At 65.7% G+C, this 23,164-nt stretch carries 22 protein-coding genes; 11 read left to right on the top strand and 11 right to left on the bottom strand.

The features are described from left to right. The first annotated feature begins 7 nt into the window (after positions 1-7). On the top strand, positions 8-1,051 hold the full coding sequence (locus L0U84_RS27750; protein WP_013091688.1) for a rod shape-determining protein: 1,044 nt from the start codon (positions 8-10) through the stop codon (positions 1,049-1,051). A gap of 22 nt (positions 1,052-1,073) precedes the next feature. Further along, positions 1,074-1,592: an SLATT domain-containing protein gene (locus L0U84_RS27745; protein ID WP_233854746.1), complete on the top strand. Its 519-nt coding sequence runs from the start codon at positions 1,074-1,076 to the stop codon at positions 1,590-1,592. Positions 1,593-1,634: 42 nt separating this feature from the next. On the opposite strand, the gene L0U84_RS27740 is transcribed toward L0U84_RS27745, so the two are convergent. Beyond that, positions 1,635-2,330, bottom strand: a complete 696-nt coding sequence (locus L0U84_RS27740) for a YceH family protein (protein WP_233854744.1) — start codon at positions 2,328-2,330, stop codon at positions 1,635-1,637. A gap of 132 nt (positions 2,331-2,462) precedes the next feature. Continuing rightward, entirely contained in the window at positions 2,463-2,858 is a 396-nt protein-coding gene (locus L0U84_RS27735) for a PaaI family thioesterase (protein WP_233854743.1), read from the bottom strand. Positions 2,859-3,000: 142 nt separating this feature from the next. Here L0U84_RS27735 and L0U84_RS27730 point away from each other — a divergent pair, with 142 nt between their 5' ends. Next, a complete protein-coding gene (locus L0U84_RS27730; protein WP_233854742.1) occupies positions 3,001-3,255 on the top strand; it encodes a BON domain-containing protein in 255 nt (84 codons plus the stop codon). A gap of 165 nt (positions 3,256-3,420) precedes the next feature. Here L0U84_RS27730 and L0U84_RS27725 read toward each other — a convergent pair whose 3' ends face one another. Continuing rightward, positions 3,421-5,814: a phosphoketolase family protein gene (locus tag L0U84_RS27725; RefSeq protein ID WP_233854741.1), complete on the bottom strand. Its 2,394-nt coding sequence runs from the start codon at positions 5,812-5,814 to the stop codon at positions 3,421-3,423. Between the two features lie 291 nt (positions 5,815-6,105). Between L0U84_RS27725 and L0U84_RS43850 the strand changes: the two genes are divergently transcribed. Together L0U84_RS43850 and L0U84_RS27720 are read left to right on the top strand one after the other, a co-directional pair. After that, on the top strand, positions 6,106-6,237 hold the full coding sequence (locus L0U84_RS43850) for a hypothetical protein (protein WP_267939964.1): 132 nt from the start codon (positions 6,106-6,108) through the stop codon (positions 6,235-6,237). Positions 6,238-6,351: 114 nt separating this feature from the next. Continuing rightward, entirely contained in the window at positions 6,352-6,882 is a 531-nt protein-coding gene (locus L0U84_RS27720; RefSeq protein ID WP_233854740.1) for an ankyrin repeat domain-containing protein, read from the top strand. A gap of 69 nt (positions 6,883-6,951) precedes the next feature. Here the strand turns inward: L0U84_RS27720 and L0U84_RS27715 are convergent, their stop codons facing one another. From L0U84_RS27715 to L0U84_RS27700, 4 genes are all read right to left on the bottom strand, one after another. Next, positions 6,952-7,650, bottom strand: coding sequence for an HAD family hydrolase (locus L0U84_RS27715; protein WP_233854739.1), 699 nt, complete (start codon positions 7,648-7,650; stop codon positions 6,952-6,954). Positions 7,651-7,724: 74 nt separating this feature from the next. Further along, positions 7,725-8,759: a phosphogluconate dehydrogenase (NAD(+)-dependent, decarboxylating) gene (gnd, locus tag L0U84_RS27710; protein ID WP_233854738.1), complete on the bottom strand. Its 1,035-nt coding sequence runs from the start codon at positions 8,757-8,759 to the stop codon at positions 7,725-7,727. 215 nt (positions 8,760-8,974) lie between these two features. Next, positions 8,975-10,318, bottom strand: coding sequence for a sugar efflux transporter (locus tag L0U84_RS27705; protein WP_233854737.1), 1,344 nt, complete (start codon positions 10,316-10,318; stop codon positions 8,975-8,977). A 351-nt stretch (positions 10,319-10,669) separates the two neighbouring features. Further along, positions 10,670-10,966 carry a DUF2628 domain-containing protein gene (locus tag L0U84_RS27700; RefSeq protein ID WP_233854736.1) on the bottom strand — a complete coding sequence of 99 codons (297 nt, stop codon included), beginning with the start codon at positions 10,964-10,966 and terminating at the stop codon, positions 10,670-10,672. Positions 10,967-11,138: 172 nt separating this feature from the next. Here L0U84_RS27700 and L0U84_RS27695 point away from each other — a divergent pair, with 172 nt between their 5' ends. From L0U84_RS27695 to L0U84_RS27685, 3 genes are all read left to right on the top strand, one after another. Continuing rightward, positions 11,139-11,459, top strand: coding sequence for a thioredoxin family protein (locus tag L0U84_RS27695; RefSeq protein ID WP_233854735.1), 321 nt, complete (start codon positions 11,139-11,141; stop codon positions 11,457-11,459). Positions 11,460-11,481: 22 nt separating this feature from the next. Continuing rightward, complete coding sequence (locus L0U84_RS27690; RefSeq protein WP_233854734.1) at positions 11,482-11,901, top strand: secondary thiamine-phosphate synthase enzyme YjbQ; 420 nt, start codon at positions 11,482-11,484, stop codon at positions 11,899-11,901. A gap of 97 nt (positions 11,902-11,998) precedes the next feature. Next, positions 11,999-13,018: a class I fructose-bisphosphate aldolase gene (locus tag L0U84_RS27685; RefSeq protein WP_233854733.1), complete on the top strand. Its 1,020-nt coding sequence runs from the start codon at positions 11,999-12,001 to the stop codon at positions 13,016-13,018. A gap of 249 nt (positions 13,019-13,267) precedes the next feature. Here the strand turns inward: L0U84_RS27685 and L0U84_RS27680 are convergent, their stop codons facing one another. After that, entirely contained in the window at positions 13,268-15,412 is a 2,145-nt protein-coding gene (locus L0U84_RS27680; protein WP_233854732.1) for a hybrid sensor histidine kinase/response regulator, read from the bottom strand. Positions 15,413-15,675: 263 nt separating this feature from the next. Here L0U84_RS27680 and L0U84_RS27675 point away from each other — a divergent pair, with 263 nt between their 5' ends. Beyond that, complete coding sequence (locus L0U84_RS27675; RefSeq protein WP_233854731.1) at positions 15,676-17,301, top strand: FAD-dependent oxidoreductase; 1,626 nt, start codon at positions 15,676-15,678, stop codon at positions 17,299-17,301. Positions 17,302-17,378: 77 nt separating this feature from the next. After that, positions 17,379-17,552, top strand: coding sequence for a hypothetical protein (locus L0U84_RS27670; RefSeq protein ID WP_233854730.1), 174 nt, complete (start codon positions 17,379-17,381; stop codon positions 17,550-17,552). Positions 17,553-17,644: 92 nt separating this feature from the next. Here L0U84_RS27670 and L0U84_RS27665 read toward each other — a convergent pair whose 3' ends face one another. The 3 genes from L0U84_RS27665 to glgX form a co-directional block, all read right to left on the bottom strand. Next, positions 17,645-19,711 (bottom strand): AI-2E family transporter, encoded by a 2,067-nt coding sequence (locus tag L0U84_RS27665; RefSeq protein WP_233854729.1) that lies wholly within the window; start codon positions 19,709-19,711, stop codon positions 17,645-17,647. Positions 19,712-19,806: 95 nt separating this feature from the next. Further along, positions 19,807-19,983 (bottom strand): DUF2934 domain-containing protein, encoded by a 177-nt coding sequence (locus L0U84_RS27660; protein ID WP_233854728.1) that lies wholly within the window; start codon positions 19,981-19,983, stop codon positions 19,807-19,809. A gap of 141 nt (positions 19,984-20,124) precedes the next feature. Further along, positions 20,125-22,338, bottom strand: coding sequence for a glycogen debranching protein GlgX (gene glgX, locus L0U84_RS27655; protein WP_233854727.1), 2,214 nt, complete (start codon positions 22,336-22,338; stop codon positions 20,125-20,127). 295 nt (positions 22,339-22,633) lie between these two features. Between glgX and L0U84_RS27650 the strand changes: the two genes are divergently transcribed. Then, positions 22,634-23,056 carry a PRC-barrel domain-containing protein gene (locus tag L0U84_RS27650; protein WP_233854726.1) on the top strand — a complete coding sequence of 141 codons (423 nt, stop codon included), beginning with the start codon at positions 22,634-22,636 and terminating at the stop codon, positions 23,054-23,056. Positions 23,057-23,164 lie beyond the last annotated feature (108 nt).

Raw genomic sequence — 23,164 nt, 5'->3', positions numbered from 1 at the left:
AATACGCATGTTCGGCTTTCTGCGCGGCTACTTCTCCAACGACCTCGCGATCGATCTCGGCACGTCGAACACGCTGATCTACATGCGCGGCAAGGGCATCGTGCTCGACGAGCCGTCGGTCGTGTCGATCCGCCAGGAAGGCGGGCCGAACGGCAAGAAGATCATCCTCGCCGTCGGCCGTGAAGCGAAGCAGATGCTCGGCAAGGTGCCGGGCAACATCGAGGCGATCCGCCCGATGAAAGACGGCGTGATCGCCGATTTCAACATCACCCAGCAGATGATCAAGCGCTTCATCCAGATGGCGCATGAGTCGCGGCTCTTTGCACCATCGCCGCGCATCATCATCTGCGTGCCGTGCGGCTCGACCCAGGTCGAGCGCCGCGCGATCAAGGAGGCCGCGCATAGCGCGGGCGCCTCGCAGGTCTATCTGATCGAGGAGCCGATGGCCGCTGCGACGGGCGCCGGCCTGCCGGTGTCGGATGCAACCGGCTCGATGGTCGTCGATATCGGCGGCGGCACCACCGAGGTCGGCGTGATCTCGCTCGGCGGCATCGTGTACAAGGGCTCGGTGCGCGTCGGCGGCGACAAGTTCGACGACGCCATCGTCAACTACATCCGCCGCAACTACGGCATGCTGATCGGCGAGCAGACCGCCGAGGCGATCAAGAAGGAAATCGGCTCCGCGTTTCCGGGCTCCGAGGTCATGGAGATGGAAGTCAAAGGCCGCAACATGTCCGAGGGCATTCCGCGCAGCTTCACGGTGTCGAGCAACGAAATCCTCGAAGCGCTGACCGATCCGTTGAACCAGATCGTGTCGTCGGTGAAGATCGCGCTCGAACAGACACCCCCGGAACTCGGCGCGGACATCGCCGAGCGCGGCATCACGCTCGCGGGCGGCGGCGCGCTGTTGCGCGATCTCGATCGCCTGCTTGCCGAGGAGACCGGCCTGCCGGTGTTCGTCGCCGAGGCGCCGCTGACCTGCGTGGTGCGCGGCTCGGGCATGGCGCTGGAGCGGATCGAGAAATTCGGCAGCTCGTTTTCCTATGATTGACGCGCGTGCCGAACCCTGAGCGATGACGACCCTGCCCGCCTATGAGCCGCCCGTCGACGAAACCGAGTTGCTGTTGAAATGGATTCGCCGCGCGCGCGAATCGCAGATGAGCCATTACGACATGGCGGACTTGCTATCGGCGCGCGAGCGCGGCATGGGCTGGCTCGTCACTGTACTGACGGCGTTCGTCGGCACGGCGGTGTTCGCGTCGCTGAGCGCGCCGCCGGTGTCGATCGAGATGCGGATTTTCGTTGGGCTCGTGAGTGTAGCGGCGGCGCTTTCAGCCGCGTTGCAGACTTTCCTGCGTTATGCGGAGCGTGCCGAGAAGCATCGCGCGGCCGGTGCGCGCTATGGCGCGGTGCGTCGGCGGCTCGAAGCGGTGTTTGCCGGCGACGCCGATGCGCGCGAAGCGCACTACCTCACCGCGATTCGTACCGAACTCGATCGTCTCGCCGAAGACTCGCCGAACGTGCCGCCGCGGATCTTCTATCGCACGCAGCGCACATTGCTGGCGGACAGGCCGCGCCGGCGCGACGCATGAAACGAGGGCCGGGCGCGTTTCCGGCTCCGCTTGCGTGTGAGATCACAAATCGTCTGCGCTGATACCCAGCTCCGTTGCCATGCGCCGCACGACGGCCTGCAGCCGGCTAACTTCTTCGGCGAGACGCTTCTGCTCGGCCTTCAGCGCCTCGAATGCGGACGGCGGCACGCTGTCGTCCTCGGCGAGCGAGGACTGCGCGGCTTCGCTGATGCTGACTTCACCGCACAGCAGATGCATCCAGCGATTCTCGCGCTCGCCCGCCACGCGCGACAACCGGATCACCCGGGGCGGATCGTTCGCGGCCAGTTCGTCGAGGAACGCCTCGACCGACGAAATATCGGCAAAGCCATGCAGGCGCGCGCTGTTCAGGCGCAGTTCCGCGGCCGTTTGCGGGCCGCGCAGCAGCAGTGTGGTGAGCAGCGCGATCGACTGTCCGGGCAGCCCGAGCACGCGGTTCATGTTGTGCTCGAAGCGCGGCACACGGCTGCTGCTGCCTTCGAACACGAGGCTCAGGCGTTTCAGGCCGTCGACGGCGGTCAGCACCTCGGCCTCGGTCGCGTTCATCACCGGCGCGCGGCCGGTCTTCTGATTGCAGCCGAGCGTCAGCGCGTTCAGCGACAACGGATAGCTGTCGGGTACCGTGTGCTGTTTTTCGACGAGCACGCCGAGGACACGTCCTTCGAGCGCGGTCAGCGCGCGCAGCGAGGGTCGGGAAGGAGCGTCGGGAGTCGAATTCATGGGGATGCGAGGTCTCGTGGATGATGCGCGCGCCGTTCGCGGCTGGACGGCGCGTTCTGTCAGGTGGGCACTATGATAAACGCGGCGGAGGCGGCGCGGTGAGCGAATCTGCACGACCCGCGCGGCCGGCGCTCAGGCGGTCTTCGAATACTTGAAGGTGCCCTGCGCGCTCGCGATCAGCAGCTTGCCGTCCACCCACGCTTCCGCGCGCGAAAAGAAAATCGAGCGGCCCGCGCGTTCGAGAAAGCCCTTCGCGGTGACCGACGCGCCGAGCCCCTTGTCCAGGTAGTTCGTGGTCAACGACAGCGTGAAGCCATGCCGCACCGGCTGTCCCGGCGGCGCATAGAGGCCCGCGTAGCCCGCGGCGGCGTCGAGCAGCGTTGCGATCGCGCCGCCTTGCAGCACGCCCTGACGATTGAGCTTGTTCGCGTCGATCGGCATCAGCAGTTCGGCGTAGCCGTCGCGCCATTGCGTCAGACGCACGCCGAGCGATTCGAGAAACGGGTTGTCGATGGGAAAGTCGGACATGATTCGGGCCTTGCCTGGGTCGGAACGAATCGTGAGCATACCCGCGAAACGAGCGGCGGCAGTGGCAAAGCCAGCACGCGTCGGCAAAACCCGCTGCATCTGCTAGTGTTGGTGGATCAGCATTCTGTTCCGTGGAAAATCCATGCGCTCCACAAGCTCGAAGTCGAGCGATTCTCCCCGTCTGACCGACGCGCAGATCGCGGCCGAAGCGGCGCGCCGTCTCGCGTGGGACTCGGCTGTCCCGCCGCATGCCGTGCGCGTGAAAGTCGCGCGGGGGCGCATCACGCTGTCGGGCGACCTTCAGCGCGAAGCACAGCGCGCCGCGATGCTCGAAGACGTGGCGCGCCTGTTCGGCGTCACCGCCATCGCGGACCGGACCGTCGTCAAATCGGCATAACGTGGGTCGAGTGGCTCGAGCGGCTCGAGCGGCTCACCCCTCCCCTGCCAACAGCAGTTCCCGGCAAGGCCGCGCGATCCGCCTTTCCTCCGCGGTGTGCAGCACCCTCACCTTGCCCGCCGGATCGCTCTCGATGAGCCCCGCGAACGCGGCGGCCGTCTTCGCTCAAGTTTTCCACGTCCAGTTGCGGATTTCCTCCTTGTCGATCCCTTCCTCGTGCGCATAGGCCAGATGCTCGATGATCTGCCCGCGCAGCCACTCCTTCGTATGATCGCCGACGCCGCGCAGCGACGGCACCCGATCGATCACGTCGATCGCCAGCGTGAAGCGGTCGACGCCGTTGATGATCGCGAGTTCGAGCGGGGTATTGATGTTGCCCTTCTCGTTATAGCCATGCACGTGAATATTCTCGTGATTTTGCCGGTTGTACGTGAGCTTGTGCACGAGCGTCGGATACGAGTGGAAGTTGAAGATCACCGGCTTGCTGGTCGTAAACAGCGAATCGAAATCGCGGTCGGACAGTCCATGCGGATGCGCATGCTCGGGCATCAGCCGGAACAGATCGACCACGTTGACGAAGCGGACCTTCAGCGTCGGGCAGCGCTCCCGCAGGATCTGTGCGGCGGCCAGCGCTTCCATCGTCGCGATGTCGCCCGCGCACGCGATCACGACGTCCGGTTCGACGCCCTGATCGGTCGACGCCCAGTCCCAGATGCCGATGCCCTTCGTGCAATGCGTGACGGCCGCGTTCATGTCGAGATAGTCCAGGTGCGGCTGCTTGTCGGACACGATCACGTTCACGTAGTCGCGCGAGCGCAGGCAGTGATCGGCGACGCTCAGCAGACAGTTCGCGTCGGGCGGCAGATAGATGCGCACCACATCGGGACTCTTGTTCGTGACCACATCGAGAAAGCCGGGGTCCTGATGCGTGAAGCCGTTGTGATCCTGGCGCCACACGATCGACGTGATCAGCAGATTGATCGACGGCACCGGCAGCCGCCAGCCGAGGTCGCGCTTGGCTTTTTCCAGCCACTTCGCGTGCTGGTTGAACATCGAGTCGATCACGTGCACGAACGCTTCGTAGGTCGCGAAGAGCCCATGACGGCCGGTCAGCACATAGCCTTCCAACCAGCCTTCGAGCGTGTGCTCGCTGAGTATCTCCATCACGCGGCCATCGGGCGACAGGTAGCCGCCGTCGGCGTCGCCCGGTTCGAACCCGGCGAGCCAGGTCTTGCCGGACGCCTCATACACCGCCTGCAGCTTGTTGCTCGACGTTTCGTCAGGACCGAACAGCCGGAAGTTCGACATGTTCTTGTGCATCACGTCGCGCAGGAAGGTGCCGAGCACCGCGGTCGGCGACGTATATGCCGCAGCCGGTTTCTTCACGGCCACCGCGTAGTCGCGAAACGGCGGCAAGTCGAGCATCTTGCACAGCAGGCCGCCGTTCGCGTGCGGATTCGCGCTGATACGACGCGCGCCTTCGGGCGCGAGCGCGCGCAGTTCTTCGACGAGCCGGCCGTTCGCGTCGAACAGCGTTTCCGGTCCGTAGCTGCGCAGCCACGCCTCGACGATCTGCAGGCTCTTGCGATTACTCACCGCATCGGCCACCGGCACCTGATGCGCGCGCCATGAGCCTTCCACCTCGTGACCGTCGACTTCCTTCGGCCCGGTCCAGCCCTTCGGCGAGCGCAGCACGATCATCGGCCAGCGCGGCCGCGCGGTGTCGTTGTTCTGCCGCGCATGCTGCTGGATCGCGCGGATTTCGCCGATGCACTGTTCGAGCGTCGCGGCCATCTGCTGATGCATCGTGTCGGGATCGTCGCCTTCGACGAAATAGGGCTTATGCCCGTAACCGACCATCAAGGCTTCGAGCTCTTCACGCGGAATGCGCGCGAGCAGCGTCGGATTGGCGATCTTGTAGCCGTTCAGATGCAGCACCGGCAGCACCGCGCCGTCGCGGATCGGGTTCAGGAATTTGTTCGAATGCCACGACGTGGCGAGCGGGCCGGTCTCCGCTTCGCCGTCGCCGATCATCACCGTGACGATCAGATCGGGGTTGTCGAACGCGGCGCCGTAGCCGTGCGACAGGCTGTAGCCGAGTTCGCCGCCTTCGTGAATCGAGCCCGGCGTTTCCGGCGTGCAATGCGAACCGATACCGCCCGGGAACGAGAATTGCCGGAAAAAGCGCCGCATGCCGGCTTCATCCTCGCTGCGGTCCGGATAAATCTCCGAGTAATGGCCTTCGAGGTAGCAATGCGCGAGGCTCGCCGGCGCGCCGTGGCCGGGACCGGACAGATAGATCACATCGAGATCGTGTTTGCGGATCAGCCGGTTCAGATGCACGAGCACGAAGCTTTGGCCGGCGTCGGAGCCCCAGTGACCGAGCAGCCGGTTCTTGATGTGCTCGGGCTTCAGCGCTTCGCGCAGCAGCGGATTGTCGCGCAGATAGATCATGCCGACCGACAGGTAATTGCACGCGCGCCAGTAGCGGTCGATGTTGCGCAGCGTGTCCGGGTCCAGAACTTGTGGCGGGGTGGGATGCGAGGTTGCTTCGGCCATGGCGTCACTCCTCGAAAACGACTGTCAGACAGGTTGGCGGATGATGCGGTAGTGGATGGGCGATGGCGAGCGGCGGCGGTTCGCGAGGCGGTTCGCGCGAATCGGCAGGACGTGGTTCGGTGCGCTCGAAACGAAGTCGCGGTGCGCGAGTCGAATGTACTAAGCTGCTCAAACGGGGCAAATGCCTTTTCGCCCTCGCAGTATGTCGCGCTGAATGTGGCATTCGTGCTGCATTTGCCTTACGCGAAGTGGTTTCTTTCGAGGTTCCTTTGTTTTAGGTCAATGGCCGTTATGTCGACATCTTCCAGTCCACTCAAAGTGCTCGTGATTCTGGTCCTTACGCTCGTGTTGACCTGCGTGGCGATCGCCATACCGATCGGCATATTCGGGCTGCTGATCAAGCTGTTCGGCGGCCACGGCTAGCGCGGCGCCGCCGCTGCCAGCGTACCCACCTGAGCGCCGCCGAATGTGTATGCTCGCCGAAAGACCGGGCGCGGCGGTTGCGTCGCGCCGCTGATTCAACGCAAGGAGAGTGCCTTGACCGACCGCACCGACAACCCGCCCGCATCGCAACCCGATCCTGAATTGCAGGCGCTCGCGCGCGAAGTCTTCGACCTCGCGCGGCGCGGCGATGCAACGATGCTCGCCGCCGTGATCGAGAAAGGTGTGCCGCCGAATCTGCGCAACGAGCGCGGAGACAGCCTGCTGATGCTCGCGAGCTACCACGGTCACGTCGACGCGGTGCGCACGCTGCTCGAACAGGGCGCTGATGCGAACCTGCGCAACGACGCCGGACAGACGCCGATCGCGGGCGCCGCGTTCAAGGGCTTCGACCAGGTGATCGAAACCTTGCTCGCGCATGGCGCCGACGTCGAAGGCGCATCGCCCGATGGCCGCACCGCGCTGATGATCGCGGCGATGTTCAACCGCAGCGCGATCGTCGATCTGCTGCTCGCGCATGGCGCCAACCCGCATGCGCGCGACGCGAACGGCGTCAGCGCGGCCGATGCCGCCGCACGGATGGGCGCGGCCGATACCCGGGCACGCCTGAATGCGCTGGGCGCATAACACTGCCACTCCACGCATGAGACGGCGCCCGTACCCAGCGCATACCGCGCACCTCAGGCGCTGCGCCGCCTAGTTGCCCTTCGCACTTTGCAACAGCGTTTCCACGTCGATCTCCGCCAGCTCGCCGATCCGCCCGACCGTCACGTCCGCGGGCGGATTGCTCGCGATCTCCTTCGCATCGAACGCATAGTGCCCCTGGCGCGGAAACACGGTGGTCAATCCCGCGCCCCATGCTTTCTTCATCGCGCTCAGAATTCGCAGCTTGTCGTCGACCATCACGTAATGGCGCGCCGGATAGCACTGCATCACCTGATCGAGCATCAACTCCTTGTGGATGTAGATCAGCACGCGCCCGTCGACTTCGTCCCACAGGCCCGAGCGCGAAATCTTGCGCGGCTGGAACACGACGTCCCCGTCCGACAGGATCACCGTCGGCCCGTGCTTGCCGACATGGCGCAGCGCATCGAGCGCACCCGGATAGAGCCGGTTCGCAAACGGATACTCGATCAGGAACGACGACATCAGCAAGAGACGCGTGTCGCGTGGATGCTCGGTCCGGTAGCGCTGCAGCGCGCCGAGGTAGTCGGCGTAGCCGAGTTCGGTGCGCAGGTTCTCGAAGATTTCCCAGTAGCGCGCACTGTTCTCTTCGCCGAACTGGCCCATCATGTGCGCGCGCAGATCCTGCAGCACGTGATCGTTGTCGAGCAGCGTGTTGTCGCAATCGAACAGAAACACGACGTCGTGCGGCGTGGCGGAGGTGACTGGCATCGGGGCTCCTTGTGGCAAGTTCGCGGGGACGGTTCGGCGGATCGGCGCGATGGCGCGCTCGTGGTTGGCCTCGGCTAGTTCGGTGCGCCGTCCGGCGCGGCGGGTTTTTCCGCGTGGCCGCCGAAATCGTGCCGCATCGCCGACAGCACGCGATTGGCGAAATCGGCGTCGCCGCGCGAGCTGAAGCGCGCGAACAGCGCCGCGCTCAGCACCGGCGTCGGCACGCCTTCGTCGATGGCCGCAGCAACGGTCCAGCGCCCCTCGCCCGAATCCGATACGCGGCCCGCGTAGCCTTTCAGTTCGGTGTCGCCGGCAAGCGAGCCGGCGATCAGATCGAGCAGCCACGAGCCGATCACGCTGCCGCGCCGCCAGACCTCGGCAATATCGGCAAGATTCAGATCGTACTGATACAGCTCGGGGTTGCGCAGCGGCGACGTCTCCGCATCGGCTTCGCGCGCTTGCCGGCCGGCATCGGCGTGGCGCAGCACGTTCAGGCCCTCGGCATAGGCGGCCATCAGCCCGTACTCGATGCCGTTATGAACCATCTTGACGAAATGCCCCGCGCCTTGCGGGCCGCAATGCAGAAAGCCCTGCTCGGCGGTGCTGGCGCCGGCCGCGCGACCCGGCGTCGCGCTCGCCGTGCCCGCGCCTGGCGCCAACGTCGAGAAGATCGGTTCGAGCCGTTTGACCACCTCGGCTTCGCCGCCGATCATCAGACAGTAGCCGCGCTCGCGCCCGGCGACGCCGCCGCTCGTGCCGACGTCCACGTAGTGAAGCTGGCGCGCGCCGAGTTGCTGGCCACGGCGGATGTCGTCGTGATAGTAGGAGTTGCCGCCGTCGATCACGACATCGCCCGGCTCGAGCAGCGGCACGAGCTTGTCGAGCGTCGCGTCGACCACGGCAGCGGGCACCATCAGCCATACCGCGCGCGGTTTGTCGAGCTTCGCGACGAAGTCTTCGAGCGAGCTCGCGCCGGCCACGCCTTCCTGCTTCAGCCTGTCGACCGCCGCCGGCTGCACGTCGTACACGATGCATTGCTGAGCGCCTTTGGTCAGGCGCCGCACCATGTCGGCGCCCATCCGTCCCAATCCAATCATGCCTAGCTGCATAGCTCGCTCCGATAGATGCTGGGTTGCGCCGCCAGATTGTCTGTTCGTCGTGTTGCGGCGGCGTGGCTGCCCTTAAGCATAGGCGCTGTGTCGTGAGCTACGCCGAATGTATCGAAGCAAGCCGCATTTTTTGCAGAGGTGCAGCGCGGCTCGAAGTTCCACGCAGCAGCACGTACGTCGTATTCGCACAAGAGCGAACGCGCCGTCGGCACGCGTCATTCGCTGCGCTCGGGCACGCGCGTGCCGCGGCGCGCGGCCAGCTTCGCGTATTGCGCAGCCGCAAAGCGCTTCAGCGCGCGCCACATCAGCGGATAGCGATAGCCGGGAACCGCGAACAGCACGAGCGCGCACAGCGCCAGCAGCCCGCAGAACAGGAACGTGCCGCGATAGCTGAACGCCTGGACCAGCAGCCCCGACAGCACGCCCGACAGAATCGAGCCGACCCGCGCCGCGTTGAAGAACAGCGCGGTCGCGCGTCCGGGCGAATGCGGCATCAGATCCTGCACGTAGGTCATGCCCAGGCACGAGGTCACGGCGACCACGAACGCGTTCAGCATCTGCATCGGAATCAGCATGCCGACGCTGCCGGCCATCGACATCGCGACGAAGTACACCGCATGCACGGCCGCGCACGCGGCGAGCCAGTTCGGCTTGTGCAGCGACGACGACTTCGCGCCGAGCGCGAGCATCATCGGGATTTCGGTGAGCGCGCCCAGGCCGAGCATCACCGACACGTCGAGATGCGTGCCGTTCAGACCGTGCACGATGTAGAGCGGCAGCACGATCATCGTCGCATTCGCGGCGAGGCCGAGCAGGGTCAGTGCGGTCACGGAGCGCAGGATGTCGTTGGCCGACGCGACCGGCAGCGTTTCGTGCGCATCTTCGCCGGGCTGCCTGAGCGGCGGCACGGTGATCGACGCGGACGGCTCCGACGCGGTGTCCTCGACCGTGTGATCGCCGAGATGGCTCTGCGGCTCCTGCATGCGCCAGACGATGAAGCCACAGGTCGCGAAGCTCGCGGCCGCGAACAGGAACAGGCCGGTGAAGCTCGTCGCGGCGAGCACCAGCGCGCCGACCGACGGCCCGAACACCCATGCGGCCGACAGGATCGTGCGCAGCGTCGCGCTCGCGAACACGCGCTCGGCGGGATCGGGCACCGGCAGCGCCGCGCGGCTGAACGAGAACACCATCGAAATCGCCGAACCGCCCGCGCCGATGAACACGATGCCGACCACGAGCAGCAGCCGGTAATCGCGCACCACGCACAGACACAGATAACCGAGCGCGGCGGCGATCAGCGCCGCCAGCAGTAACGGACGATGCCGCCCGCTCCTGTCGCTCCAGCGCCCGGCGGCCGTGCTCGCGAGCACACCGCTCGCGGCGATCAGCGTCATGAACACGCCGAGCCGGAACGGCGTCATGCCGGCGCGTTCGATGCCGAACAGCGACAGATACGGTGCGGTGAAGGACATCGCCACACCGAGCATCAGCGTGGCGGCGGCGAGCGGCTTGAAGCCAGGAATGCGAAGCAGGTCGAAAAAACGCGCAGTTTTCAACACGGGGACGGTGGCTCAGGTGGAGCGGGCCTCGAAGCGCGGTAAAACGCTCGAAGGCACGATAGGCGTCGCAGGCTCGGGGCCGGAACGACCGGGGCATTATCGACCCGGAGCACGGCTCGCGTAAACCCGCGAACCGCCGTCCCAAATCCGCAAGACGCGCACGACGGCATCGTGCTGCCCGCGCCATGCCGTGCCGATGCGCGCCGTTAGCGGCAAGCTGCCGGCACGCTCGCCGCTACTTGCCCTCAGTTGCGCGCATTTGCTGCGCTTGCGCCTTGTAGTCGTGGGTCGATTGAACCCAGCTTCGATCACATGCCTGCGTTCAACAATCCCCGCTTCAGCGCGAGTGCATCACACCACGACGTAGCCGCGCTGTTCGAGCGTCCAGCGATGCCACCGGTTGCCATATGCGCCGCATGCGAACGCGAACACGATCGACAGCGCGAAGCCGATCAGATCGGCCGTCTCGCCCCACAGACCGATGCCGAGCAAAATCACGTTGATACCGAGCATCACGAACGCGGCGAACCACATTCTCTTCGACAGCGCCCAGATGAAACCGAGCAGGCAGGCTCCCCAGCTGAAGCCGGTCGCGACGGCGATAGGATCCTTGTGTTGCGGATGTTGCAGATAGATTCGTGCGTTCATGTTTTGCGAGGTTCCGTGCGATGACGCGGCGCGTCGATCGGTCGAGCACGCGCGCACCGCTTTTTAACATGCCACGGCGACACCGCGCGCATCGGCGGCGCACGCCCGCTCCGCTGACGATCCGCGGCATAGCTGCTACCCTTGGCAGATCACGACCGCACGCGGAGCACGCATGACCTCCCCGACAGCTTATTCCCCGAAGGCCCCGACCCGCACCGAGCTCGACTCCCTGCCCGGCGTCACCGTCGTCGAATTCGGCACCGACTGGTGCGGCTATTGCCAGGGCGCGCAGGCGTCGATCCGCGAGGCGCTCGCGCCGCACGCGGGGCTGCGGCATCTGAAGATCGAGGACGGCCCCGGCCGCCCGCTCGGCCGCTCGTTCAAGGTCAAGCTGTGGCCGACGCTCGTGCTGATGCGCGACGGCGCCGAGCTCGCACGGGTGGTGCGGCCCCGCAGCGCCGAAGATATCGAGGACGCGTTCGCGTCGCTCTGACAATCGACATTCGAGCCCCATCATGCGCCAGGTCATCCATCATCTGAGCGTCCAGGCTCGCGGTCGCGGCCTGGTCGAATTTACCGACGACGCGCGCCGCTTCGTCGACGACACCGACATCCGTACCGGTCTGCTGACGGTGTTTTGCCGGCACACGTCGGCGTCGCTGCTGATTCAGGAGAATGCCGATTCGTCGGTGCGGCGCGATCTCGAGCGCTACTTCGAGAGCCTCGCGCCCGAGGACGACGCGCGCTACGAGCACGACACCGAAGGCCCCGACGACATGCCCGCGCATCTGCGCACGGCGCTCACGCAGGTGCAGCTATCGGTGCCCGTCGAGCATGGAAGGATGCTGCTCGGCACATGGCAGGGGCTGTATCTGTTCGAACATCGGCGTCACCCGCAGCCGCGCGATATCGTGCTGCATCTGCTCGGCGAATGAAGTCCGCTATCGCACCTACCCGTCACGCCAAGGAACCTGTCACCGGCTTTTCTCCGCACACCGCATCGAACGGAGCCTACCCAAGGGAGCACACCTCATGGACACCCGTAGCGAGCTGCAAGCCACCGTCAAAGCGATGGTTCAACCGGGCAAAGGTCTTCTCGCCGCCGACGAAAGCGGCCCGACCATCGCCAAACGCTTCAAGACGATCGGCCTCGAATCGACCGAGGAAAACCGTCGCGCGTATCGAAACCTGCTTCTGACGACGCCCGGCCTTGGCGAGTTCATCAGCGGCGTGATCCTCTACGAGGAAACGCTCGGCCAGAAAGCCGACGACGGCACGCCGTTCCCGCAAGTGGCCGCGGCGAACGGCATCGTGCCCGGCATCAAGGTCGACCTCGGCAAGGTGCCGCTCGCGCTCGCTCCCGGCGACGAGATCACCGAAGGCCTCGACGGTCTCGCTAAGCGCTTCGTCGATTACAAGCGTCAGGGCGCGCGCTTCGCCAAGTGGCGCGCGGTCTACAACATCACGGCGAGTCTGCCCAGCCGGCTCGCGATCGAGGCGAACGCCGATTCGCTCGCGCGTTACGCGGCGATCAGCCAGGAAGCCGGCATCGTGCCGATCGTCGAACCCGAGGTGCTGATGGACGGCGATCACACGGTGGAGCGTTGCGCGGAAGTGACCGAGGCCGTGTTGCACGAGGTGTTTCATGCGCTGCATCGGCATCGCGTGGTGCTCGAACATATCGTGCTGAAGCCGAGCATGGTGCTGGCCGGCGCCGAACATCAGCAGCAGTCGAGCACCGCGCATATCGCGGCGGCGACCGTGCGCGTGCTGATGCGTACGGTGCCCTCTTCGGTGCCCGGTCTCGTGTTCCTCTCGGGCGGCCAGTCGCCCGAGGAGGCCACCGCGAATCTCGGTGCGATGAACCGGCTCGGCGCGCTGCCGTGGAATCTGAGCTTTTCGTACGGGCGCGCGTTGCAGGAGCCGCCGTTGAACGCGTGGCGCGGTCAGCCGGGCAACGTGAAGGAAGCGCAGCAGGCGCTGCTCAAGCGCGCGCGTCTGAACGGCGCGGCCGCGCTCGGCAAGTATGACGCGTCGATGGAAAAGGATTGACCGCTGGCGAGTGACCGCGAATCCTCAGTCATCACCTCTCTGTACAAAACGTCTGGAGCCGACTCGCCGGGTGAGACCCGGCGCGTGACTCCAGCCGCTCTTCGGCATTCATACGCCGCGCTCACTGCCCCTTCGTATCGCTGCTTGCGTCGGCGCCCGGCGTATTGGTCGTGTCGGTCATGGGCTTCTTCGACTTCGAATGCTTCTTCATGTGCCCATGGACGCGATGCGCGAAACGGTCCCGCGGCATCAGGTGCCGCAAGCCACCAGCGCATGCAATTCGTCGATATTGAACGGCTTCGCGAGTATCGCGATGCCGAGCCGACGCGCGCGGTCGAGTTCGTCGGCGTAACCGGTCATCAGCGCGATCTTCTGCGACGGCCACGCGCTGCGGACCTTCTCCGCCAGGTCGATCCCGTTCAGCTTGCCCGGCATCTGGATGTCCGACAGCACCAGCTCGAAGCGCTCGCCGGCGCTCAGCACGTCGAGCGCCTGGTCGGCGGTCGGCTCGTGATGCACCTCGCAGCCGAAGGTTTCGAGCACCGCGGTCACGCCGGCCGCGACGTCCTCGTTGTCCTCGACGAGCAGCACGACCCCGGCCACCGCCGGCAGCGGCTGGCGTGCGTCGGCGTCGGCCTGCGCGGCGCCCTCGCGATAGCGCGGCAGAAAGATCCGCACCGTGGTGCCACTGCCCGGCACGCTGTCGATCTTCGCGGTGCCCCCAGCCAGCTCGGACATCGACAGCACCTGGGCGAGCCCGAGGCCGGTGCCCGAGCCGCGCAGCTTGGTCGTGAAGAGCGGCTCGAACGCGCGTCGCGCGACCGATTCGGGCATCCCTTCGCCGTCGTCGGAACAGGCGATCAGCACGTACTCGCCGTCCGGCAGCAGCGTATCGCTGCTGACCAGCCGATTGTTCTGGCAGCGGATCACGAAGCGCCCGCCGTGCGGCATCGCATCGTGCGCGTTCATCGCGATGTTCACGATCGCGAACTCGAGGTCGGTCGGATCGACGAGCACCTGCCACAGGTTCTCCGGCATGCGCAGCGCCAGCTCGATCGTGTCGCCGAGCGCCGCGTCGAGCAGCGGCACGGCACCCGGCAGCCAGCGCGCGAGCTCGACCGGTTCCTGCTTGAGCGGCTGCTTGCGCGCGACGCTCAACAGACGCCGCGTCAGCGCTTCGGCCGTGGCGGTGGCACGCTCGACCGCATGCACTTCCTTCTCGACATCGTTGTAATGCTTGAGCCGCGCGAGCTCGATGTTCGCCGCCACCACCATCAGCAGGTTGTTGAAGTCGTGCGCGACATTGGCGACCAGATTGCCGAGCGCGCCCATGCGCTGCAGTTGCCGGCTCGACGCCTCGGCCGATAGACGCATCGCGACCTCGCCCTGCCAGCGCTCCCACGCGCGGCGCTCAGCTTCGAGCTGACGCAACGAATAGAGCACGAGCCCCCAGATCGCGATGCAGGGCACCGCCGTCAGCGCCGCGATCAACAGAAAGTGGATACGCCACGCCGCCACGATCGACGACGTCGCATACGCACTTATCACATACAACGGATAGTCGCCAACGCGGCGAAACGCGAGCAGCCGCTCGATGCCGTCAACCGTCGAATTCAGACGCACGTGACCAAACAGCTGTTTGTCGCGCAACGCGGACATGAACGCGCTATGCATGGACAGCCGCGCGCCCGGCGGCCACGGCGGATAGCGCACCAGCAGATTGCCGTCCTGCCGGTATAGCGCGAGCGCGAGCGACGGATCGTGGTTGGTCAGATCGCGATAGAAGCGCGAAAAATATTCGTTGCGCAGCGCCACCGCGACCACCCCGAGAAACTGCCCGTCCGCGCCCGAGCGGCCGATCGAGGTCGTGAACACGTCGATCTTCGACTGCGCGCCGAACATCGGCATCGAGAAATACAACTGCGGACGCATCGCCTTCGCGGCGAGAAAGTCGTCGCGCTGGCCGATCGTCATCGCCGGCGCCGGATACGTGAGGCTCGACGCCAGCAGCTCGCCGTTCACGCCGAGCAGCGAGATCGATGCCACCTGCGGAAAATCGCCGCCGATGGTCTGCATGCGCTCGTGCAATTCGCGCTCGCGCGCACGGATCTGCGCGTCGTCGGAATTGCCGACCAGCTCGATCACGCGCGAGGCCATCTGCCGGTTCAAATCCAGTACCTTGACGGCCTGCTCCTCAGCCACGCGCGCGAGGCGGTCGATCATGTCGTTCGCATCGGAGATGCGGCGCTGGTAGTCGAAGTAGCCATAGCCCGCGAGGCAGGCCAACGGAAACACGATCGACACGGCCAGCACGATCAGCAGCACGCGCCGCGTCGCCGCGAAATTGCGTGACGGCATCAGTACATCGACTGCGACACGTTCTGCACGCTGCACGGTCACCCGCTCCATCAAATTTGCATGCGGTGAGGGAGGGCATTGCTGCCGAGTTCGCACGTCGCTGTTCGCGTGCTATTTCCCCTGTCTCGAAATTTACCGCAACTAGGCCTATCTTCCCAAGTAGATCGACAGCACTTCTCCCGCGCGCTCAGGCACATCGATTGCTCCCTTTTCGCTGCCTGATGGCAAGCCCATCTCTGTCCCCGCTCGCGACGCGTTGCCGTGCGCCGCGCGAGCGCTTCCTTTAGCGAGGCCTCACCATGTCCACCCCTGCCCGCCGCGTCGCGCGGCTATCGGAATTGCCGGCGGACCGCGCGATACGCGTGACCGTGGACGACACGCCAATCCTGCTGGTGCGCGACGGCGACACCGTGCGCGCGTATTCACCTGATTGCCCGCATGCGGGAGGCCCGCTCGAGGAAGGCGCGCTGTGCCACGGCCGCATCATCTGTCCGTGGCACAAGGGCACGTTCGACGTCGCGACCGGCAACGTGCTGGAGCCGCCCGCGCTGCTGCCGCTCGATCGCTACCCGGTCACGCTCGATGGCGACGACGTGCTCGTATCGGCGGACAAAATCGCCGCGCCGGAACCGGCGTCCGGCACGCCGCCGGCCGATACGACTGCGCAAGCAAAGCACTACGTGGTGATCGGCGCAGGCGCGGCCGGCGCCGCCGCCTGTGCCGCGTTGCGCGAGTTCGGCTTCGAGGGCCGCATCACGTTGATCGGCGACGAAGCGCACGCGCCCTACGATCGCACCTCGCTCAGCAAATTCGTGCCGTCGTTTGAAATGGCGCCCGCCGACGTGCCGCCGCTGCTGCCGCCCGACTGGCTGCGCACGCACGGCGTCGAGCGGATCGTCGCGAAGGTCGCGCGGCTCGACGTGCCTGCGCGCACGATCCATTTCGAATCCGGCGCGGGCGCCAGCGAGCCAGACATCGCGCCGATGACCTACGACACCGCGCTGCTCGCGACCGGCAGCGTGCCGAAAGTGCCCGACATTCCCGGCTGCGAACTCGGCGGCGTGCACGTGCTGCGGCACCTCGACGATGCCGCCGCGTTGATCGACGCGCTCGGCGACGACGCCTCGCAAACCCGCGTCGCGATTCTCGGCAGCGGCTTCATCGGCCTCGAAGTCGCATCCGCGTTGCGCAAGCACGGTGTGCCCGTCACCGTGATTTCGCGCGACAAGGTGCCGTTCGCGAAGCAGTTCGGCGAGCGCGCGGGCCAGATGTTTCGCGCGCTGCACGAAAGCAACGGCGTGACGTTTCATCTCGACGCGCAGGTCGCGTCGCTCGAGGGAGACGAAGGCAACGTGCATAGCGTGATGCTCGACGGCGGCGAGGCCATCGCCGCCAATGTCGTGCTGCTGGGCACGGGCGTTGCGCCCGCGACGGGATTCGTCGACGGATTGCCGTTGCAGAAGGACGGCGGCGTGGTCGTCAATGCGGGCATGAACGCAGCGTGCGGTCTGTATGCGGCCGGCGATCTCGCGGTGTTCTCGCTGCACGAGAACCAGGAGCCGGTGCGCATCGAACATTGGCGCGTCGCGCAGCAGCATGCGCGCATCGCCGCGCAGAACATGTGCGGCGCGCGCAACCGCTATGTCGACGTGCCGTACTTCTGGACCTATCACTACGGCAAGAACTTCGAATACCTCGGCCACGCGAGCGAGTGGGACGAGATCGTCGTCGATGGCGACTTCGATCATCACCAGTTCATCGCGCTGTACGTGCGCGACAACAACGTTGACGCGGTGCTCGCCTGCGAGCGCGAAGCGCTGACCGCACGGCTTTCCGACGCGATGCGCGGCGGGCTGTCGCGTGCTGAGGCGCTCGCGATCATCGGCGCAGCGGCGCAAAGCGCGCCGGAGCGGGCCGCGTCGTGACGACGCGCACGCGGATCCGCGCGATCCGATGTCTTGCCGCGAAGTCTTGCCGTTCAACCTGGGAGGAAAGCACCATCATGACGACACACAAGGAAAAGCATCCGCACTCGGAAAAGAGCGAGAAACAGATCGACAAACAGGTGGAAGACAGCTTCCCGGCTAGCGACCCGCCGTCGACGGGCGGCACTACGAAGATCGAGCCGGAGCAGGACAAGGCAAAGTCCGGGCACGACAAGCCCGCTGGTCGCTAGTCGTTAGTCGCCAAACCGGCCAGGCCGGCGCGCGCGGCGAATGCAAGCGATCTCGCGCGCTGGTCGCACCTGTTCCCTTCTGAAGCCAGGCTTCAGCCATCCTCGAACTGCGGCTCCTTGAGCACCGTTCGCGTCGCATCGACGCGACGGCACGCGGCCAGCATCTGCTGCAACGACGTCGCCGAGCCCTCCGCTTCCAGCGAATCCTGCTGTTCCGCGCTCCACTGCTGCATCTCCTCGGGTGTCCAAAGGCCGACCACGATCGACACCTCCGGCAAGCGCGCGCGAATGCGCCGCACCAGATTGCGCAGATGCGAAGGCATGCCGTCGATCTGCAGATACAGAATGCAAACGATGCCGACGTCGCCCGCCTCGAGGCTGTCGATCGACGCGCGCGACACCGCCTCGTGCGGCAGCGAGCGCGCCGCGAAGCCGTGCTTGCCGAGCAACTGCAGCAGGATGACCGTCGCGAGCGCATCGAGCGGGCCACGGCCCGGCAGGCACAACACGCGGCTCGTCGGCGCATGCCAGGCGAACCCGGGCGCGGCGGTGGACGGTTCGCTGACCGGCGTCTGTTCAGGGCAGTGGGTCTGCTCTGGCGTGAGCATTGGGGTGCTGATGCCGCTGTTCGCTGCGGCGTTAGATTGCGGCGCCACCCGCGCGGCCCGCGCGTCGTCGGAGGGCGCGAGCGGCCCCACCGCACCCCGGTTCGCCTGCGTCGCATGCGGCGTGGGCTCGCGATCCTCGTAGCCGTCGAGGCCGTCCACGAGGTCGTTGGTCGTCGACTCGATGCGCGCGAGCTGCGCGCTCGTCACGCTGCCGCGTGTTACGTCGTTGGCCGCGAGCCGCAAGCCCTTGATCGCGACTTCGTCGTAATACGCAGACAGCGAGCGGTCGCGCAGCAGCACTTCGGCCTGCTCGATCGCTTCATCCGGATCGCCCGCGAGCGCGCGCTGATAGAAGTTTTCGACCGGCGTCAGCGCGGGCTGGTCGCCGAGCAGCACGTCGAGAAACTCGAGACGCCGCACATGCCGGCCGAGCACCAGCAGACACAGCGTCAACGGTGTGGACAGGATCAGGCCGATCGGCCCCCAGATCCAGCTCCAGAAGATCGCCGCGACCACCACCGAAAACGGCGACAAGCCCGTGCTGCGTCCATACAGCAGCGGCTCGACCACCTGCCCTACCGCCAGCTCCGCGACCACGAACAGCACCAGCGACCAGATCGCCGTCGCCCAGCCGGGACTGACCGCGGCGGCGAGCGCGGTGGGCAGCGTCGCCGCGATCCAGATGCCGACGTACGGCACGAGCCGCAGCAGCGCCGCCAGAATGCCCCACAGGATCGGGCTCGGCACGCCGATCAGAGCGAGCCCCGCGCCGATCACGACGCCAACGCCGGTGTTCACGCCGAGTTGCGACACGAAGTAGCGGCTCAGGCGCCGCGCGGTCTCGTCCATCACCGTGGTGGTGCGATGCAGGTCGCGCGAGCCGAACAGCCGGATCGCGCGATCGCGCAGGTCGTCGCGTTGCAGCAGGATCACGATCGTGACGACGAAAACGATGAACGCGGTTTCCAACGGACTGATGGCGGGCGACAGCACCCGTCGCGCGAGCTCGAACGGCGTCGGCACCGGCTCGCGCACCTCCACCGGCACCGCGGTCGACGCCTGCGGGCTCGCCGCGGCCGCCGCACCGTTCGGCGCTTGCGGTTGCGGCGGCTCGATCGTCGCGCGCTGCAACGCCTGCCCCGCCTCGCTCGCGAACCGGTTCAGCTTGCCGATCGTCAGACTGTGCACGGTGTCGAGCTTGTGCTGGATGGTCGCCTGATAGCGCGGCATGCCGGCCGCGAGATCGGTCAGCTGGGTGGCGATCATCGCGCACAGCAGCGCGATGACCGACACCGAAATCACGACTGCCGCACACACCGACGCGACATGGCCGAGTTTGAGCCGGCACAGCGCATCGGCGAGCGGCGCAACGAGAAAGCTCAACAGGATCGCGAGCGTGATCGGAATCATCACGGCGCTCGCAAAGTACAGGCACGCGACCGCGATCACGGCGACGCCGAACGTGACGAGGCCCTCGATGCCGAATGCGGTGGACGCCGCCTGAATGCGCGCGGCGGGGCTCGTGCCGCGCGGCTCGGGTGTGTCGTTCATGTCGTGGAGCGAAAGTCGGACGTGGGAAAACGGTCCCTGAGCCGCACGCGGTGCGGCGGCCCGGAGTCGCATTACTCAGTACTATTGAGCAATGCCTATTTCATCGTATCGCCCGACACCGGCCCGCTCTCGACCGGTGGTGCCTCCTTCTCGATCTCACTGCTCGCCTGCTCCCAGTATTGCTCGGGCGTGCCCTTCGGCTCGGCAGCCTGCTCCCACAGATAGTAGGCGCGCGTGCGGATCTGCTCGTCGATGCTCGGTTCCTGTTCCATTTGTTCCCCCAACCTGGCTGTTCGTGCGCGCGCTCCTGCCGTCGCGAAGATCGCAGACGCGTGCGTGTCGTCACCAGACGGGAAGAGCAAACGTTGTACCTGGGCTGCGCCCCGCTTCTGCAATGGGGCCGGCGTCGCTGATCAGCCTGGTGCGGACTCGGCTTCGTCGGAAGTCAGTTGCTCTTCGAGCCGGTCGAACACGCGTTGCGTCGCGCGGCTCGGCGCTTCGAGCGCGAACAGCAGCAGCGAGCGGCCGGTCACCTGGTACTCGTCACCCGCGCTGAATTGCGGCAGTTCGGCGCGCACCGGCATGTTGGTGTCGACGAGGCAGGTCCAGCGCTCGCCCTCGGGAATGTCGGGCAACGTGAAGTTGACGACGTCGTGATGCGCGTTCAGCACCAGCAATAAGGTCGCGTCGGACGCGAGACGGCGAATGCCGCTCGCCTGCGCGCGGCCGTCGATCACGAGGCCGAAGCAGCGCATCAACGAATCGGCCCACTGCTCGTCCGTGATGTCGGTGCCATCCGGCGATAGCCAGCGGGTGTCGGTCACGTCGAGCGTCTCGTTGTATTCGCCAGTCAGAAAACGGCCGCGCCGCAGCACCGGCAAGCGGTGGCGCAGCGTGGTCAGATTGCGCACGAACTCGGTGAGCGCGCGGCCGTCGTCGTCGATCGCATCCCAATCGACCCAGCTGATCTCGTCGTCCTGGCAATAGGCGTTGTTATTGCCCTGCTGCGTGCGGCCGAATTCGTCGCCGGCGAGGATCATCGGCGTGCCCTGCGACAGCAGCAGCGTCGAAAGCAGATTGCGCTTCTGGCGCTCGCGCTGCTGGCGGATGTCGGCGTCGTCGGTCGGTCCTTCGACGCCCATGTTCCACGACCTGTTGTCGGAATGGCCGTCGCGGTTGTCCTCGCCGTTTGCCTCGTTGTGTTTGTCGTTGTACGAGACCAGATCGTTCAGCGTGAAGCCGTCGTGCGCGGCGATGAAGTTCACGCTCGCCCACGGCCGCCGGCCGCGATGATTGAACTTGTCGCCCGACGCGGTGACGCGCGTCGCGAGATCGGCGGCGGTGCCCTCGTCGCCCTTCCAGTACGCGCGCACGGTGTCGCGGAAGCGATCGTTCCATTCAGCCCAGCCCGGCGGAAAACCGCCCACCTGATAGCCGCCCGGGCCGCAATCCCACGGCTCGGCGATCAGCCGGATGCTGGAGAGCACCGGGTCCTGGCGGCAACTGTCGAGAAAGCCGCCGCCCTCGTCGAAGCCGTGATCTTCGCGGCCGAGAATCGTCGCGAGATCGAAGCGGAAGCCGTCCACTTTCATCTCGGTGACCCAGTAGCGCAGACTGTCGGTCACCATCTGCAGCACGCGCGGATGCGACAGGTTCAGCGTATTGCCGGTGCCGGTGTCGTTGATGTAGTAGCGCGGCTCGTCGGGCATCAGCCGGTAGTACGACGCGTTGTCGATGCCCTTGAACGAGATCGTCGGGCCGCGTTCGTTGCCCTCGGCCGTGTGGTTGTACACGACGTCGAGTATCACCTCGAGATCGGCCTGGTGAAAACGGTCGACCATCTCCTTGAACTCGCCGACCGAATCCGTCGACGACGCGAAGAAACGCGGATCGGCCGCGAAAAAGCCGATCGTGTTGTAGCCCCAGTAATTCGTCAGACCCTTGTCGAGCAGATGATTGTCGTTGACGAACGTCTGGATCGGCATCAACTCGACCGAGGTCACGCCAAGGCTGCGGATGTAGTCGAGCACCGGCTGCTGCGCCAGACCCGCGAATGTGCCGCGCAAATGCTCGGGCACTTGCGGATGACGTTTCGTGTAGCCGCGCACGTGCGTCTCATAGAGAATTACGCGCTCCCATGGCAGCGCGTTGCGTTCCGGATGGCTCCACGAAAAATTCGCGTCGACCACCTTGCACTTCGGCACGAAGGGCGCGCTGTCGCGTTCGTCGAATGACAGATCGAGCTCTTCCGAGTCCAGCGTATAGCCAAAAATTTCCGGCGCCCATCTCAGCTCGCCGATGTGCGCCTTCGCATACGGATCCAGCAGCAGCTTGTTCGGATTGAAGCGATGCCCGTTCTCGGGCTCGTAAGGACCATGCACCCGGTATCCATAGACGTCACCCGGTTTGAGATTCGGTATGAATACATGCCATACCTCGTCGGTGTACTCGGGAAGCTCGATCCGTTCGAGTTCGTGCTGGCCGGTTTCATCGAACAGACACAGTTCGACTTTGGTCGCGTGCGCGGAGAACAGCGCGAAGTTGACGCCGCTGCCGTTCCATGTCGCACCGAGCGGAAAAGGCGTGCCTTCGGAGATGCGCGTCGAGTAGCTGGCTGGGGATGACATAGATGTTCTCAGTGGACGCAAGGAGTTTGGTATTTCAGGGTCGCGCGTGTGCTTTTTTTTCAACCGCCTTTCCACGTATTCGTTGCTGCTCGTGGTTCCAGTGTAGGCATTCGAGCCGCGCGCGCCGGACATTGCACAGCGCGCGAGGCAGCAGGCGGGCTCAGTGAGCAACTTTCGGGCCCGCCCCGAAGCCCATCTCCTCGACCAAACCCGCGGCACGCGATTTGCAGCATGGAAGCAGGCGTGCGCGCTCAGCGCGATTGACACGCCACGACAGCAAACAGGGAGAACCCAGATGATGCGCAACACGCAGATCAAACCGGTTGCCGCTTCCGCATCGCTTCTCGCCGCCATTACGCTAATTTCCGCGTTAGGCACGGGCGGCAACGCGTTCGCGCAAGGCGCCCCGCAGGCGATCACCGAAAAACGCACGGACGTCGTGCAACTCGCGAGCGGCTATCGTGCGTCGAAGCTGTCGGGTGCCGATGTGTACAACCGCACCAAGGACAACATCGGCACGCTCGATGATCTGATCGTGTCGCCGGGCACCGAGCGCACCACGTACGCGATCCTGTCGGTCGGCGGCTTTCTCGGCATGGGCAAGCATCTGGTCGCCGTGCCGTTCAACGATCTGCAGATCGACAACCGGCACGTCGTGCTGCCCGAGGCGACCAAGAAATCGCTCGAGGCGTTGCCGGAGTTCAAGTACGCGGATTGAGGTCGGCGTTGCCGCGTCGAGTCGATCGACGCGTGCGTGATCGCTTGCGGCCAAGCCGCCTTCGGTTCGACCACCTAAATAATCGGCGCGCCCCTCGTGACCCCAATC

Source organism: Paraburkholderia sp. HD33-4 (assembly GCF_021390635.1).
Lineage (GTDB): Bacteria > Pseudomonadota > Gammaproteobacteria > Burkholderiales > Burkholderiaceae > Paraburkholderia.
The sequence above is the reverse complement of the archived record's forward strand: the minus strand, read 5'-3'. Positions and strand labels throughout refer to the sequence as shown.